This is a genomic window from Synechococcus sp. BA-124 BA4 (assembly GCF_034931165.1).
In genome coordinates this window covers 11,811-27,097 of record NZ_JAYGIA010000079.1, presented here as the reverse complement: position 1 = coordinate 27,097, position 15,287 = coordinate 11,811, and the positions used below count along the sequence as shown (strand labels likewise).

At 67.3% G+C, this 15,287-nt stretch carries 16 protein-coding genes; 6 read left to right on the top strand and 10 right to left on the bottom strand.

All coding sequences use genetic code 11. The features are described from left to right. Window positions 1-833, top strand: an 833-nt coding sequence (locus VB734_RS10535; protein ID WP_323243328.1) for a hypothetical protein, incomplete at its 5' end; no start/stop codon positions are given. Here the strand turns inward: VB734_RS10535 and VB734_RS10530 are convergent. Further along, the gene (locus VB734_RS10530; RefSeq protein ID WP_322782588.1) at window positions 784-1,611 is read right to left on the bottom strand and encodes a hypothetical protein; all 828 of its coding nucleotides are present in this window, start codon (window positions 1,609-1,611) and stop codon (window positions 784-786) included. The genes VB734_RS10535 and VB734_RS10530 overlap by 50 nt on opposite strands. A 60-nt stretch (window positions 1,612-1,671) precedes the next feature. Here VB734_RS10530 and VB734_RS10525 point away from each other — a divergent pair, with 60 nt between their 5' ends. Together VB734_RS10525 and VB734_RS10520 are read left to right on the top strand one after the other, a co-directional pair. Further along, window positions 1,672-2,460 (top strand): TerC family protein, encoded by a 789-nt coding sequence (locus VB734_RS10525; protein WP_197165354.1) that lies wholly within the window; start codon window positions 1,672-1,674, stop codon window positions 2,458-2,460. A 5-nt stretch (window positions 2,461-2,465) separates the two neighbouring features. Further along, window positions 2,466-2,819 carry a DUF6464 family protein gene (locus VB734_RS10520; protein WP_197165356.1) on the top strand — a complete coding sequence of 118 codons (354 nt, stop codon included), beginning with the start codon at window positions 2,466-2,468 and terminating at the stop codon, window positions 2,817-2,819. A gap of 18 nt (window positions 2,820-2,837) precedes the next feature. Here the strand turns inward: VB734_RS10520 and VB734_RS10515 are convergent, their stop codons facing one another. The 6 genes from VB734_RS10515 to VB734_RS10490 all read right to left on the bottom strand — a co-directional run bounded on the left by VB734_RS10515 (window position 2,838) and on the right by VB734_RS10490 (window position 8,138). After that, a complete protein-coding gene (locus tag VB734_RS10515; RefSeq protein WP_197165358.1) occupies window positions 2,838-3,485 on the bottom strand; it encodes a TMEM165/GDT1 family protein in 648 nt (215 codons plus the stop codon). A 20-nt stretch (window positions 3,486-3,505) separates the two neighbouring features. Next, the gene (locus tag VB734_RS10510; protein ID WP_197165360.1) at window positions 3,506-3,787 is read right to left on the bottom strand and encodes a P-II family nitrogen regulator; all 282 of its coding nucleotides are present in this window, start codon (window positions 3,785-3,787) and stop codon (window positions 3,506-3,508) included. Between the two features lie 27 nt (window positions 3,788-3,814). Next, window positions 3,815-4,810: a sodium-dependent bicarbonate transport family permease gene (locus tag VB734_RS10505; protein ID WP_322782587.1), complete on the bottom strand. Its 996-nt coding sequence runs from the start codon at window positions 4,808-4,810 to the stop codon at window positions 3,815-3,817. Between the two features lie 164 nt (window positions 4,811-4,974). Then, window positions 4,975-5,739: a carbohydrate ABC transporter permease gene (locus VB734_RS10500; RefSeq protein WP_231595028.1), complete on the bottom strand. Its 765-nt coding sequence runs from the start codon at window positions 5,737-5,739 to the stop codon at window positions 4,975-4,977. Window positions 5,740-5,804: 65 nt separating this feature from the next. Further along, window positions 5,805-7,427, bottom strand: coding sequence for a 2-isopropylmalate synthase (locus VB734_RS10495; protein WP_197165364.1), 1,623 nt, complete (start codon window positions 7,425-7,427; stop codon window positions 5,805-5,807). A 39-nt stretch (window positions 7,428-7,466) separates the two neighbouring features. Further along, a complete protein-coding gene (locus tag VB734_RS10490) occupies window positions 7,467-8,138 on the bottom strand; it encodes an NYN domain-containing protein (RefSeq protein WP_197165366.1) in 672 nt (223 codons plus the stop codon). 78 nt (window positions 8,139-8,216) lie between these two features. Here VB734_RS10490 and VB734_RS10485 point away from each other — a divergent pair, with 78 nt between their 5' ends. After that, on the top strand, window positions 8,217-9,827 hold the full coding sequence (locus tag VB734_RS10485; RefSeq protein ID WP_197165368.1) for a glycoside hydrolase family 57 protein: 1,611 nt from the start codon (window positions 8,217-8,219) through the stop codon (window positions 9,825-9,827). Window positions 9,828-10,093: 266 nt separating this feature from the next. Here the strand turns inward: VB734_RS10485 and VB734_RS10480 are convergent, their stop codons facing one another. Then, window positions 10,094-10,333, bottom strand: a complete 240-nt coding sequence (locus VB734_RS10480) for a hypothetical protein (protein ID WP_323243327.1) — start codon at window positions 10,331-10,333, stop codon at window positions 10,094-10,096. Between the two features lie 257 nt (window positions 10,334-10,590). Between VB734_RS10480 and VB734_RS10475 the strand changes: the two genes are divergently transcribed. Then, window positions 10,591-10,851: a hypothetical protein gene (locus tag VB734_RS10475; protein WP_322782586.1), complete on the top strand. Its 261-nt coding sequence runs from the start codon at window positions 10,591-10,593 to the stop codon at window positions 10,849-10,851. Between the two features lie 75 nt (window positions 10,852-10,926). Further along, the gene (locus tag VB734_RS10470) at window positions 10,927-11,370 is read left to right on the top strand and encodes a universal stress protein (RefSeq protein WP_197165372.1); all 444 of its coding nucleotides are present in this window, start codon (window positions 10,927-10,929) and stop codon (window positions 11,368-11,370) included. 15 nt (window positions 11,371-11,385) lie between these two features. On the opposite strand, the gene crtL is transcribed toward VB734_RS10470, so the two are convergent. Next, the gene (crtL, locus tag VB734_RS10465; protein WP_197167042.1) at window positions 11,386-12,627 is read right to left on the bottom strand and encodes a lycopene beta cyclase; all 1,242 of its coding nucleotides are present in this window, start codon (window positions 12,625-12,627) and stop codon (window positions 11,386-11,388) included. Next, window positions 12,624-15,227, bottom strand: coding sequence for a DNA gyrase subunit A (gene gyrA / locus VB734_RS10460; RefSeq protein WP_197165373.1), 2,604 nt, complete (start codon window positions 15,225-15,227; stop codon window positions 12,624-12,626). The genes crtL and gyrA overlap by 4 nt, the downstream gene beginning before the upstream one ends. Between the last annotated feature and the right edge of the window lie 60 nt (window positions 15,228-15,287).

Sequence of the window (15,287 nt, the reverse complement as noted above, 5' to 3'; positions counted from 1 at the left end):
GATCGAGGCCAGCCCGCCGCACCCGGGGCGCCGGGAGCCGCTCAGCCGCCGGGAGCCCCACACCGCTGCTGATCGGTCTGGCCCTCAGTGCCGCTGGTGGTCTGGCCGCCCTGATGCTGTTCTCCCCCCAGCCCCAGCGCAGTGACACCCTCCTGGCCCTGCAGGACCTCACCATCCAGCTGCAGGAGGTGGTGCTCGCGAGCCGTCCGGAGCCGCCGCGGCCCGGCGATCGGGTGCTCACCAGCGCCGGTCTGCCTGAGCTTCTGTCCCAGCTCGACACGGCCGATCAGAGCTGGCTGCCGCGGGCTGAACCCCTCGGCGACGGACGCATCCGCTACCTCTACAAACGGCGCCTGGAGGATCCGCCCCTGAGCATCGCCCAGATCGAGGAGCTGCGCCGCAATCCACCCAGCCACCAGCTGGAACGCGACGCCATCGCCAGCCTGCTGAGCAACCTGGAGCGGGCCGGGGTGCAGGTGGTGATCGGACCGCCCCGCAAAGCCAGGGCTGCCGGGGAATGGGAACCGGCCGCCCGGACCCTGCGGATTCGCCCCGATGTGATCGAGAAGGGGAGCGTGGAGTTCGCGCGGGTGCTCAACCACGAAGCGATTCACGTCGCCCAGAGCTGCCGCCATGGAGGCCTCTGGGCCCGGCCCAGGCTGCTCGGTCTATCGATCGTCCTCGACCCGGTCAGCCGGCGCAATCTGCAGGATCCCGTCTATGCCAGGGCCAGCCCCACCGAGCTCCGGCTGGAGCAGGAGGCCTACGCCAACCAGCACCGGCTCACCCTGGGGCCGGCTCTGCTGGCGAAGGAATGCCGTGCTCAGGGCTGACCCCGGTCAGGGCCTCCAGCTGTTGCGCCAGGAGGTCGTTGAAGCGCAGCAGGTCCTCGTCGCTGAGCTGCTGGCGGCTGGCGAGGTGGAATTCGCGCTCCAGCAGGGCGCGCCCCTGGGCCGCTCCCCAGCCCAGTCGCGCCAGCAACCCATCGGAGCGGCGCAGGAGGTCGGAGCGGCGCAGGGGCAGGGCGGCCTGGGCCGGATCCACCCCAGGCTGCAGACGCCGCAGGGCGGCGAGGTAGGCCAGCAGATCGGCATAGCGGATCAGGCGGCTGCGGCTGGGGTGATCGAAGGCCCGCTGCAGGTAGATCGACTCCTGCTCCCGCTCCCAGCCCAGCTGCCTCAGCAGCCGCTCCAGTTCGGCCAGTTCCTCACTCCAGTCGTCGGGATCGGCCAGCGGTTCGGCTTCCGCGACGGTCGGGCGGTCGGGGCCACCTGTGGGTTCCAGGGCCGGCGCGGGCACTGGTGGCACTGGCACTGGTGTTGGTGTTGGTGTTGGGGCTGGGGCTGGACCGGGTGATGGAGCTGGGCGGACGTCTGTCCGCGCCGGCGGCGTCGTGGCCCCCACCCCCTGCTGGGGGGCAACGATCGGTGCTGACAGCGGGGCCGGTTCCTGCAGCCGCAGCAGCAGCCGCTGCAGCGCCCGGTCTTCGGCGGCCTCGACGCTGGGGGCCTCCCCGAGGGCGCTGCCCAGACAGCGGCCACCATCCCAGGCACTCACCTCCACCACCCGCAGGCCGGGGTCGGCGTGGGCCAGTCGCGCCCGAAGCTGCATCGCGGGGAAGCCGGTGTAGGGGACTTTCTAGAGTGGCGCCACCGAACCCGCTGCACGCCAATGGAAGCGGAGTCGATTACCTCCCTCACACCCCTGCTGGAGGAGGCGGATCAGTGGGGGGAGCTGCTGCTGCTGCTGCCGCTGCTGGTGGCTCTCGAAGCGGTGCTCTCCGCCGACAACGCCATTGCCCTGGCGGCCATCTCAAGGCGGCTGCACGAACCGCAACTCCAGCGTCAGGCCCTCAACCTCGGCCTCGGCCTGGCCCTGGTCTTCCGTCTGGGGCTGATCCTGCTGGCCCGCTGGGTGCTGAACTTCTGGCCCCTGCAGCTGGCGGCCGCCGCCTATCTGCTCTGGCTCAGCAGTACCAACCTGCTGCGGCCCGGCGATGAATCAAGTGGTGATGAGCCTGAGCCCCCCAGCGAGGGTGCATCCGCCACTGCTGAGCAGGCTCCTCACCCGGGCGCCGCCACCAGCAGCCATGCCGGGGCAACTGGACTAGGGGCGGTGGTGCTCACCCTTGCAGTCACCGATCTCGCCTTCTCCCTCGACAGCGTGGCGGCGGCTGTGGCTGTGAGCGATCGTCTCTGGCTGGTGATGACCGGCGGGGTGATCGGGGTGATCGCCCTGCGTCTCACCGCCGAGCTGTTCATCCGCTGGCTGGGGCTCTACCCCAACCTGGAGCGGGCCGGGTACCTCGCTGTCGGGCTGGTGGGCCTGCGCCTGCTGCTCCGCCTGGGGCTGCCCCAGCTGGTGCCGCCCGAGTGGGCCCTGCTGCTGCTGGTGGCGGGCCTGTTCCTGTGGGGATTCTCCAGGCGCGTGAGCGCTGAGGCCGGTGAGGTGAACCCCTGAAACCCTTGCGCATCGAACTTCGTCAGGCCGGCAGTGGCCAGCTGCTGGACCAGCTCGAGCTCGAGGAGCTGGGGGAGATTCCCCAGCCTGGCCGCTGGTTTCTCCATGGCAGCCGCAGTTTCCTGGTGCTGCAGCGGCACCACCGCTACCAGCTGTGCAATGGCCGCTACGAACTGGTCACGGTGGCCCTGCAGGTGAAGGCGGAGCGGCAGCCCACAGACGCGCGCTGGTGGAACGGAGGCTGGGTGATCGGCGACCCCAGTTGCCGCTTCAATGCCCGTTCACCGCTGTTGCGCTGCGCCGTGCTGCCTGATGGTCCCTGCGAGTGCTGCGCCCACTACACCGGCCGCCAGAACTGAGCAACCGACGGCACCACCTCAGCCCAGGGCCTGCCGCAGGGCCACCACGGCGAAGGCCAGGAACAGGCCGCCGCTGAGCCGGTAGAGGAGGCGTTCGGAGAGCATCTGGCCGATCCATTTTCCCGCCCCCACCGCCAGACCCGTGACCAGGGCATGGCCCGCCAGGGTGCCGGCCAGCAGGGCACTGAAGGTGAACCCCGGTGCGGTGGCCAGAAAGATGGTGGCGAACTGGGTGCGATCCCCCAGTTCGGCCATGAACACCAGCAGGAAGGCTTCTCGCACCACCAGCCAGCCCCCGGCCCGGCTCTGGTCCTGGTTGGCTTCGGCGGCATTGACGAGATCCTCCGCCTCCTGGGCCTCCTGCTCGGCGGCCTGCGCACCCATGGCCTGGGCATCGATCAGAAGCTTCAGGCCGAACCCGCCGAAGAGGAGGGCCGCCAGCCACGGCACCAGCTCCGGCGGCAGCAGACTGCGCAGCCCCAGACCGAAGGCCAGGGAGATCAGCGTGACGGCCGCCAGGGCGGCGAACGCCCCGACGAAGACCCAGCGGGCCCGGTGGCGGGCGGCCAGCAGGAACGCCACGAAGAACGTCTTGTCCCCCAGCTCCGCCAGGGTGATCGCAGTGAAGCTAGAGCCGAATGCGGCGATGGCGGGATCGCTGGCCATGAAGGGGGTGGGGCTGGGGCTCAGAGCGGCTCGGCCCGGGAGACGAAGCCAACCCCTCCGTAGTACTCCAGGATCGGCCGCAGCCCCTGGCGGAGTGTCTCGAGCGCCTCGCTCTCGCAGAACACGATCACGTGGACATTGGCGCCCAGACCGCTGAACTCCATCGACTCCGAGACGGAGCCATGGGGCCCACGGCCCGTGACATGACGATCCACCGAGTAGCCGGGAGCACCGGCGGCATCGATCAGGCGCACCACCCGCTCGAGTTCCCGTTCACTGCAGATGAGATCGAGGCGTTGCATGGCAAGGGCCGGACAGTCGGAAAGGGGTCAGACGGCAGGGATGACGAGCCTCACCATCGCCATGTAGAGCGGGATGCCCACGACGATGTTGAACGGGAAGGTCACCCCCAGAGCGGTGGAGATGTAGAGGCTGGGGCTGGCCTGGGGCACGGTCATCCGCATCGCCGCTGGCACGGCGATGTAGGAGGCACTGGCGCTGAGCACCATGAACAGCAGGGCATCCCCCTGAGGAAGCCCCAGCATCCATGACACCGCCAGTCCCACCCCGGCATTGAACAGGGGCATGAGCAGGGCGAAGCCGATCAGGAAGGCCCCGGCCTGCCTGAGATCCCCCACCCGCTGGGCAGCCACGATGCCCATGTCGAGGAGGAAGAAGCTGAGGGCTCCGTAGAAGAGCTCGCCGGTGAAGGGCTCCATCTTGCCCAGCCCGGACGGACTGAAGGCCGCCACCAGCCCACCGATCACCAGGCTGCCCACCAGCAGCAGCACGGAGCTGTTCAGAAAGGCCTCATGCAGGAGTGAGCCCCAGCGGATCCCCTCCCGGGGTTGTTCGGCCGCTGCGCTGGAGGCCAGCTTCACCAGCAGCAGGCCGACGATGATCGCAGGGGATTCCATCAGTGCCAGGGCCGCCACCATGAAGCCGTCATGAGGCATGCCGGTGAGGCCCAGGAAGCTCTCGGCCGTGATGAAGGTGACGGCGCTGATGGAGCCGTAGGTGGCGGCGATGGCCGCCGCGTTGAAGGTGTCGAGCTGGCGCCTGAGCACCAGGAAGCTGTAGAGCGGCACCAGGGCCGACATCAGCATCGCCGCCGCGATCGTGCTGATCACCTGGGGACCGAGGCCGCTGTGGAGCAACTCCACACCCCCCTTGAAACCGATCGCCAGCAGCAGGTAGAGGGAGAACAGCTTCGGCAGTGGTGCCGGGATCTCCAGATCGGAGCCCACCAGCACGGCGATCACCCCGAGGGCGAAGAACAGCACCGGCGGTGAGAGCAGATTCTGCAGAACCAGGCTGGTCTCCATTCCGGCGCCCGGTGCGTGATCGACTCTGTGGAACGCAGAGTACCGAGGGCTGCACCAACCCCAGCGGCAGCGATGCGGTTTGTTCGCACAGGAGTGAATCCCCGCCCGTGGCCCCGGAGGGCAGGAGAGCTGGTCGTCGTCGTGGTCGTGGTCGTGGTCGGGCCTCAGCCCTTCACCGCATCACCGCTGGCGCTGGGAAGGATGTAGCGCTGAAGCAGCACGAACAGCACCAGCACCGGCAGGATCGAGACCACCGATCCTGCCGCCACCAGGCGCCAGTCGAGGGAGAAGCTGCTGGCCAGTTGCTGCAGTCCCAGGGGCAGGGTGTAGAGCCTGGGGTCGTCGAGGATCACCAGAGGCCAGAGGAAGTCGCTCCAGGTGCCGATGAACACGAACATCGCCAGGGTGATCAGATCGGCCCGGGCTGCGGGAATCATCACGTTCCACCATTCCCCGACGGGTGTGCAGCCATCGATGCGGGCCGCCTCCTCCAGTTCCACCGGCACCCCGAGAAAACTCTGGCGCAGCAGAAAGATGCCGAAGGCCGTGGCGGCCTGGGGCACGATCAAGGCCCAGAGGGTGTTTCTCAGACCCAGCTGCACCATCATCAGGTAAAGCGGAATCATCACCACCTGGAAGGGGATCAGGATGGTGGCCACCACCAGGGCCAGCACCAGACCACGGCCGGCGAAGCGCATCCGCGCCAGCGGATAGGCCGCCAGCGAACAGAACAGCAGATTTCCCAGCACTGCCAGCAGGCTCACCACCGTGCTGTTGAACAGGTACAGGCCCAGGGGATGGTCGGCGAACAGGCGGCCATAGGCCTCCAGGCTCGGCTGGGCGGGAATCAGCGACGGCGGGGTGGAGAAGATGTTTTCAGCAGGACTCTTGAGCGAGGTGCTCACCAGCCAGAGCAGAGGCACCAGCATCAGCAGAGCCAGCAGCAACAGGGCCGCCAGCTGCAGGGCACTCACCCAGAGAGGCCGCTGATGCTTCACAGCCGCGGCAGCTCCGCCACCGGCAGAGACGCTTTCTGCGGATGCAGGGGTTGACGCTCCATCCCGTACACCAGGCGGTTCAGGGCATTGACGAAGGCCTGGGCCGCGGCCACCACGATGTCGGTGTCAGCGGCATGGCCGGCGTAGAGCACCCCCTGATGGCGCAGGCGGATCGTGACCTCGCCCATGGCATCGATGCCCTCGGTGACCGACTTGACGCTGAACTCCACCAGCTCGTTGGGCACCCGCGCCAGGCTGTTGAGGGCCTGGCAGACGGCATCGACCGGACCGGTGCCGATGGCAGCCTCGGTGAGCTCGGCCCCATCACTGGTCGTGAGGGTGACGGTGGCGGTGGGTTGCAGATGGGTGCCGGTGCTCACCTGCACCAGCTTGAGCACGTAACGGGCCTCGGTCTGCTGGGCCTGATCGCTCACGATCGCCTCGAGATCCCGGTCGGTGATTTCCCGTTTGCGATCCGCCAGCTCCTTGAAGCGGGTGAACGCGTCGTCGAGGTCGTCACGCTCGAGGGTGTAGCCGAGATCCTCCAGGCGGGCCCGGAAGGCACTGCGGCCGCTGAGTTTGCCCAGGGAGATGCGGTTGTCGGCGAGGCCGATGGTGCGGGCATCGACGATCTCGTAGGTGAGGCGGTTCTTGAGCACACCGTCCTGATGGATGCCGGATTCATGGGCAAAGGCGTTGGCGCCCACGATCGCCTTGTTGGGCTGCACCGCCATGCCGGTGAGGTTGCTCACCAGGCGGGAGGTCTTGTAGATCTCCTCGGTGCGCACACCGGTGAGGGGCTCCGTGCTGGTGGCCTCACGGCCCAGGAACGGGTTGAAGTAGCTGCGGCGCACATGCAGGGCCATCACCAGCTCCTCGAGCGAGGCGTTGCCGGCCCGCTCACCGATGCCGTTGATCGTGCACTCCAGCTGGCGGGCGCCGTTCTTGACCGCCTCAAGGAAGTTGGCGACCGCGAGTCCGAGGTCGTTGTGGCCATGCACCGAGATCACCGCCTGATCGATGTTGGGCACGTGCCGGTTGATGCCGTCGATCAGGGCGCCGAACTCGGCGGGGGTGGTGTAGCCCACCGTGTCGGGGATGTTGATCGTGGTGGCACCGGCGGTGATGGCGGCTTCGATCACCTCATGGAGATACTCCGGATCGGAGCGGCCGGCGTCTTCGCAGGAGAATTCCACATCCTCGACGAGGGAGCGGGCGTAGGCCACCATCTCCGCGGTGATCGCCACCACCTCGGCTCGGGTCTTGCGCAGCTTGTGCTCCAGATGGATGTCGCTGGTGGCGATGAAGGTATGGATCCGGCGGTGGGCAGCAGGGGCCACCGCTTCGGAGCAGGCCTTGATGTCGCCGCGGGCGGCCCGGGCCAGGCCGCAGATCACCGGACCGTCGGGGGTGCCGACGGCGGCGGCGATGCGCTGAACCGCGTTGAAATCACCGGGGCTGGCGAAGGGAAAGCCGGCTTCGATGATGTCGACGCGCAAACGGGCCAGCTGGTGGGCAATCGCCAGCTTCTCCTCCAGGTTGAGGCTGGCCCCGGGGGATTGCTCACCATCCCGGAGGGTGGTGTCGAAGATCAGTACCCGGCCGGGGTCCTTGGCCATGACCGTTGCAAGTCGATGTGACTATGAGTTGAACCGATCCTAGAGGGGTGGCGCGATCACCACTTCCCTGGGACCGCTCTCCTGACGATCCTGTGGACGGCGCACCAGCTCCCGGCTGAGCGGCTCGACCCGCAGGGGACTCTCCGGGTCCCGCTGGAACACCGGAACCTGGGTTGCTTCGGCCTTCTCCAGCTGCTTGCGCCACCCGGCCAGATCCTGGAAGACATCCACAGCGTTGCGCAGCTCGCGGGGCACCATCCCGTCGGCATTCAGCAACGTGATCCGGATTCCCTTCGCCCGCAGGGTTTCCACCACCCGTTCCAGATCCCGGCTGCCGCTCAACAGCCAGACCTCATCCAGGCGGTGGGCCACCGTCATCAGATCCAGGCAGATCTCCACATCCAGATTCGCCCGGGCGAACTGGCGATGATCGGGATCGGTGCCGAATTCCCTCAGGGGCTTGCTGCGAACCGTGTAGCCCAGGCTGGTGAGCGCATCACGGAACGGCCTCTGATCGGCCGGATCCTTCAGGCCCGTGTACCAGTAGGCACCATCCAGTTCCACGCCGGGGTCGGCGACGGCCAATTCCAGCAACCGGCGTGGATCGAAGAACCAGCCCAGCTTCTGCTGGGCGTAGAACATGCCGTGTCCATCCACGATCACCACACGCCGGATCCTGTCGTGATCCACCCGCAACCCGTCTTGTCTCATCCACTCAGCGTAGAGACGTGTGGCTGTCGGGACTCAACGAAGCGTGCGCCGTAAGGTGGCCTCATTGATGGATGGTCGATGGCCACCGGCACCCTGGCCCTGGTCCTTCATGCCCATCTCCCCTTCGTCCGGGACAGCCAGCCGGGCTCCCTGGAGGAGGACTGGTACTTCCAGGCCCTGCTCGAGAGCTATCTGCCGCTGCTCCAGGTGCTGGAAGCCAGCCGGGATGATCCCAGCCAGCACCCCTGCCTCAGCCTCGGGCTCTCGCCCACCCTGCTCAGCCTGATCAGCGATCCCGTGCTGAGCGCGCGCTTCCCCGACTGGCTCGCCCAGCGTCAGCGATTGCTGCGTCACGCCCCCTCCAGCCACCGCGCCGCCGCCAGCGCCCTGGCCGACACCCTGGAGAACACCCGCCAGAGCTGGATCGCAAGCGGCGGTCAGCTGCTGCACCGCTTCCGCCAGTTGCAGCAGGACGGGGTGCTCGACCTGCTCACCTGCGCCGCGACCCACGGCTACCTGCCGCTCCTGCGCCACAGTCCCGAAGCCGTGCGAGCCCAGCTCATCAATGCCGTGCGGGAGCACCAGCGCTTGCTGGGGGAGCGCCCGCTGGGCATCTGGCTGCCGGAGTGCGCCTATTACGAAGGTCTCGATCTGCTGCTGCGGCAGTGCGGCCTGCGTTATTCCGTTCTCGACGCCCATGGCCTGCTGCATGCACTGCCCAGGCCTCGCTATGGGGTGTACGCGCCGATCTGCTCGCCTGCGGGCATCGCCTTCTTCGCCCGCGATGGCGCCGCCACCCTGCCGGTGTGGTCGGCCTCGGAAGGATATCCAGGGGATGGCGCCTACAGGGAGTTTCACCGTGACCTGGGCTGGGATCTGCCCGAAGCCGAGCTGCACGCCCATGGCATCACGAGCTCACGGCCCCTGGGGCTGAAACTGCACCGGGTCAGCAGCCAGGGCTCGCCACTCGATCAGAAATTGCCCTACGAACCGAAGGCAGCGGCCAGTCGGACCATGGAGCACGCCAGCGACTACCTGGCCGGCCGCAGCGAGGAGCTGGCGTCCCTCGCCGCGGCCATGGCACGCCCCCCCCTGCTGGTGGCCCCCTTCGACGCGGAGTTGTTCGGCCACTGGTGGTACGAGGGGCCCCTGTTTCTCGCCGAACTGTTTCGCCAGGGGCCTGCCGCTGGCGTGGCATTCAGCAGCCTTCGCGGAGCCCTCGAGCGCGAGGAGCCCCTGCAGATCTGCCGGCCGTCCCCCTCGAGCTGGGGGCAGGGTGGGTATCACCACTACTGGCTCCACCAGAGCAATGCCTGGGTGGTGCCGGAATGGCATCGGGCTTCCGCGGCGATGGTCAAGCAGGTGAATCGCGGCGTGGCCTCGGAGCGCCAGCGGCGGCTGCTCACCCAGGCGGGTCGGGAGCTGCTGCTGGCTCAGAGCTCAGACTGGAGTTTCATCCTCCGGGCCGGCACCACCACCACTCTGGCCCGGGAGCGGATTCACCGCCATCTCGACCGTTTCTGGCGGCTGATGCATGCCATCGACACCGGCGCGGACTTGCCCGAGGGCTGGCTCGAGGCCATCGAGGCCGAGGATGGTCTGTTCCCCCAGCTGAACGCGGCGGACTGGGCCAGTGTCAGCGCCCAGCCACCCTCTCCACCCGACGAGCGCCCCCTCACCCATGCCTGAGCAACAGCCTCTGATCATGCCGGCTCCACGCCAGCGCAATCAGGCCATCGATCTGATGCGGGCCACCTGCATCCTCTGGATCGTCGGTTTCTGGCACCCGCTGGGCTAAGCCGGATCGATCGATGGCTACAAGAACGACCTCACTGACCGGTTGACCGTGGTGGTGCTGGGCAGTTCGTGTTCATCTCCGGGCATCGGATCGGCAGGTCCCTGATCACCAATGCCGCCGCACTGTGGACGTTCTACCTGCGGCGGATGATCCGGATCTATCCCCCTACCTGGCGGCACTGCTGCTCGTCGATCTCTTCGGGCTGCTCAAGCCTTGGCAGTTCGTCGGGGCGGCGCTGCTGAGCTCCGGTTTCAGCCTGGAGCCTCCCCTGACCCTCTGGTACATCTCGATGATCGGGGTGTTCTCCCTGCTGGCGCCGATGCTGCTGCTGGCGCACAGCTGGGCCAGACCCCCGGCGATGGACATCCAGCCCCCAGGTGATGGGTGTCGGGATCATCGGCCTCAACGTGATGCTGGGCAAGCTTCTGGAGAGTGGGGGGCATCGCCTGTTCCTCTACTTCCCGTCCTTCTTGGCCGGCCATCTGCTCTCCCCGGCACTGGTGGAACCGAGGGTGAGAGGCCGCACCGTCGCCCTCACGGGCCTGGCCTCGGTGACGGCGCGCCTGTTCTCCTCCCATCACAAGGGCAGGATCGACTCAAGCCTCGATGCCATCCCCCTGGCGGTGTTCGGCCCGTTGCTGGCTTTTCCGGTCTGTGAGCGCTGGGGCCGCCATCTGCTGCGTCTGCCCCCCCCTGATCCTGGCGGTCAGCACCGCCGGTTTCGTCATGGATCGCTTTCACCGGCCGATCTGTCTGCTGCTCACCACCCACGGATTCCCGAGCAGCGCGCCACTCCAGCTCAGCGTGTTGCTCCTGCTGACCCTGCCGGTGATTGTGGCGGTCTCCTGGAAGGGGCAGGACCTCGACGACGCCGCGGTGCGAGGGTGGCAGACTCCAGCGTCCGCCGCTGGCTGAAGAACTCCGTCACCAGCCCGGGTACGCTTCCTAATAAGGACTTCCTCGGGCTTGTCAGACCCAGGGCCTCCAGCCATGTACTCCCATCTGCTCGTCCCCATCGACGGATCCGACGTCTCCGTGAAAGCCGTTCACGGAGCCGTGGCCTTCGCCAAGGAGATGGGTGCGCGCATCACTTTCTTCAATGCCCGCAGTGTTCTGCCGGTGTCGATGGTGGGAACCGGAACGATGCTGGATGCCGGCACGCTGGAGCACCTCAGCCTCGTGGCGAGGGAAAACGCCGAACGGATTCTGGCTGAGGCCCAGGCCGTGGCCGAGAGCGCCGGGGTGCCCTGCAGCAGTGAGGGGGTGATCAACGATCTGCCCCATGAGGCGATCATCGAGGCGGCCGCTCGCCATGGCTGCGATCTGATCTTCATGGCCTCCCATGGACGCCGCGGCCTCAGCGGCCTGTTGCTGGGCAGCCAGACCCAGAGGGTGCTGATCCATGCCGACCTGCCGGTCCTGGTGTTCCGTTGAGCGGTTGCGGGACAGCTAACCCCGCACGGCCCGCCAGAGCAAGGCGGCTTCGCGCCCTTTCGGTTGCATCAGCCCCCAGCGCACATCGGCCGGTGCCTGGGCGAACAGGCGCACCATCGCCGCCACCAGCTCGCCGAGGCTGAGGGTATTGGTCAGGAATCCGTACCACTCCCGCTCGGGCAGGGCGAAAAAGGTGGTGAAGAACTGGCGCAGGTCCCGCTCCGAGAAACGCATCAGCTTCTCCAGGCCAAACTGGTAGATGCCGTGCTTGCGCACCAGCTCCGGGGTCCAGAGGGCACCCCAGGCGATCTCGGCCACCTGGGCGGCGGACTGATCAGGCCTGGCCAGGGCGGCGGCAATGGCAGCCGCCAGGCCTGGAGCGCGCCGCAGCAGCGAGCCCACCATGTAGCCCGAAGCGGGGTGCACCAGGCTGGCGGCCCCTCCAAAGCCCAGCACCCGCTGGCTGAGGTCGGGCAGGGGCAGGTTCATCGGGAACAGGCAGCGCTCCTCATGCTCCACCTGCAGCACCGCCACGCCCCGGTGGGCCAGCCTCCTCAGCAGGCGACCCCGGAGCACCTCGATCGGCACCGGCGGTGCCAGGGCCAGGGAGGTTTCCTCCACGAAAAAGCGCCCCCCGCCCAGGTCCATGGCGTACAGGAAGGTCGGCGGACCCTCGCGCTCCTCCGGGCTCAGATGATCGCTGCGATAGTCCATCAGCACGAACTGGCCCGGTGGTACCGGAGCTGCCGTGAAGAAGCCCACGATCCCGTAGGCCGCCTGTACAGCCACGGGCCCCAGGACCGGCCGGCGCACGAAGACGGGGTCGTGGCCAGTGGTGTCGATCACCAGGCGGGCCCTGATCACCTCCCCCTGCCGGGTGGTCACCTGGGACCCCTGCGGGTCGTGGATCAGCTCAGCGGCCAGTCCCCGCTTCCAGTCCATGCCGGAGCAGCGCCCCAGCCAGTGGTCCTGGAGTTTCGCGCGATCAAACAGGCCATAATCGTGGCTGAGAGCCACAGGGTCGGCACCGAAATAACTGACACAGTTCGACCAGCGATGCTCCAGCAGATGGGAGAGCTGGAGCTGATCCAGCTCGGGAGCCCAGATGCCGTAGGTGTTCTGCCATGGGCTGGCTGGATCGCCTGCGGCCAGCCCTGTGACCCGCAGGCCGAGGGAGACGAGCTCACTGGCGATGGCCAGCCCTGCCGGACCGGCCCCGAGCACCAGCACATCGGCCGCGGCGGCGGGAAGCGTCAGGGGGACTCCGGTGCCGTGGTGGTCTCAACGGTGTCAGCGAGCTGCTCCTCTTCGGGGGCCGGAGGCACCAGCACCACCTCACTGAGACGATCACCGCTGTCGAGCTTCTGCAGGCGCACACCCGTGGCGGCCCGCGACTGCTGAGGAATCGCATCCGCCTGCATGCGCACGATCACCCCCCGCTCACTCACCAGCAGCAGTTCCTCCCCGGGACCCATCACCGTCAGCCCCACCAGCACGTCGCCGTCGCGGCGGAACTTGATGGCGCGCAGACCCAGACCGGCCCGGCGCTGCAGACGGAACTGGGTCACCGGCACCCGCTTACCCAGACCGCTGGCGGACGCCACCAGCACCCAGGGGCCCTCGGCACTCTCACCTGGATCCGGAGCCTCCTCCTCGTTATCGCCCTCGGATCCGGAGGAGCTGGCCACCCGATCCGCCAGTTCAGCAGGAAGCACGTCCATGCTCACCAGCTCATCGCCCGGCCGCAGGGCCATGGCGCGCACACCCCGGGCGGTGCGGCCCAGGGGACGCAGTTCTCCATCGGTGAGGCGGAAGTGGATCGTCATCCCCTTGAGCGAACCGATCAGCACGCTGTCGCCCGGCAGGGCCAGCCTGGCCCAGCGCAGGGCATCGCCGTCTTCGAGGCTGATGGCGATCAGGCCGTTCGAGCGGATGTTGGCGAAAGCCGAGAGCCTGGTGCGCTTGATGTAGCCACCGCTGGTGAGCATCAGCAGCTGGACATCGTCGTCGAAGGCACTCACCGCCACCAGGGAGGTGATCTGCTCTTCACGGGGAATCGGCAGCAGCTGCACCACCGGCGTTCCCTTGGCGCCGCGGCTTCCCACTGGCACCCGGTAGGCCGGCACGGCATAGACCACGCCGCGATCGCTGAACAGCAGCAGGGTGTCGTGGTCGTTGCAGCTGATGAACAGACGCACCGCCTCCTCACCCTGGCTGCGGGTTCCGGCCTTGCCGCGGGTCCCGCGGCTGGTGGCCTCGAACTCGCTCACCGGCATGCGCTTGAGATAGCCGTTCTCGGTGAGCAGCACCACGGATCGCTCATTGGCGATCAGATCGATGTCTTCAAGCCCACCCTCGAGATCAAGAATCTCGGTACGGCGCTCAGACGGGTAACGCTCACGCAGCTGGATCAGCTCAGCTTCGATCAGTCCGAGCACGCGCTCACGTCGGCCAAGAATGTCCTTGTAGTCAGCGATCTTGGCAACAAGATCCTCATGCTCCAGGCGGATCTTGTCAGCTTCGAGAGCAGTGAGCCGGCGCAGCTGCATCTGCAGGATCGCGTCAGCCTGGATCTCACTGAGGCCATGGCGTTCCTGCAACTGCAGGCGGGCCGTGGCCGCATCCGAGGCCGCCCGGATCAGGGCGATGATCGGATCCAGCTGATCGAGGGCCAGCAGGAGACCGAGCAGGATGTGATCCCGTTCCTCAGCCTTGCGCAGGAAGTAACGGGTACGCCGCTCGATCGTCTCGATGCGGAACTCGAGGAACACCTGCAGCATCCGCCGCAGGGTGAGGAGCACCGGCTCACTGTTGACCAGTGCCAGCATATGGGCACTGAAATTGCTCTGCAGAGGCGTGAGCTTGAACAGGTTGTTGAGTACAACCTGCGGGTAGGCATCCCGGCGGAGTTCAATCACGATGCGCATGCCATCGCGATCGCTTTCATCGCGAATGTCGGAGATGCCGTCGAGTTTCTTGTCGTTGACCATCTCGGCGATACGCTCAATCAGCGCCGCCTTGTTGGTCTGATAAGGGAGCTCGGTGATGATCACGGCATCGCGATCGGGCCGGCCGGGGACTTCCAGCGTTTCAATCGAGGCCACCCCGCGCATGGTCACCGAACCGCGGCCGGTGGTGTAGGTCTCGCGGATTCCGCGGCGGCCGAGAATCTGGCCGCCGGTGGGGAAATCAGGTCCGGGAATCAGGGTCAGGAGAGCCCGGTCATCAAGCTCCGGATCAGCAATCAGGGCCAGCAGGCCATTGATCAGTTCGGTGAGGTTGTGAGGGGGGATGTTGGTGGCCATGCCCACCGCGATACCCGACGATCCATTCAACAGAAGATGAGGAACCCGCGCCGGCATCACCGTGGGTTCCTGCTGGGAGCCGTCGAAGTTGTCGATGTAATCGACCGTTTCCGCTTCGATGTCTTCAAGCAGGCTGTCGGTGGTGAGCGCCTGCAGCCGCGATTCGGTGTACCGCATCGCGGCCGGAGGGTCATTGTCGACCGAGCCGAAATTGCCGTGCCCGTCGATGAGCGGCATGCGCATCGAGAAGTCCTGGGCCATGCGCACCAGGGCGTCGTAGACGGCCGTATCCCCATGGGGGTGGTACTTGCCGAGCACCTCGCCCACCACCCGGGCGCACTTGCGGTAGGGCCGGTCGCTGGTGAGACCGAGCTCGTACATCGCGTAGAGGATGCGCCGGTGCACCGGCTTGAGCCCGTCGCGGGCGTCGGGCAGAGCCCGGCCCACGATCACGCTCATCGCGTACTCCAGGTAGGAGCGCGACATCTCATTGCGCAGGTCGGTCTGGATGATCCGTCCGTCGGACTCGCCGGGACCCGTTGGATCCGCCATCTCTCACCACACTGCCGAAGGCCAGGTTAAGCGAGGCTGGGGTCACCGTCTCCGGGCAGC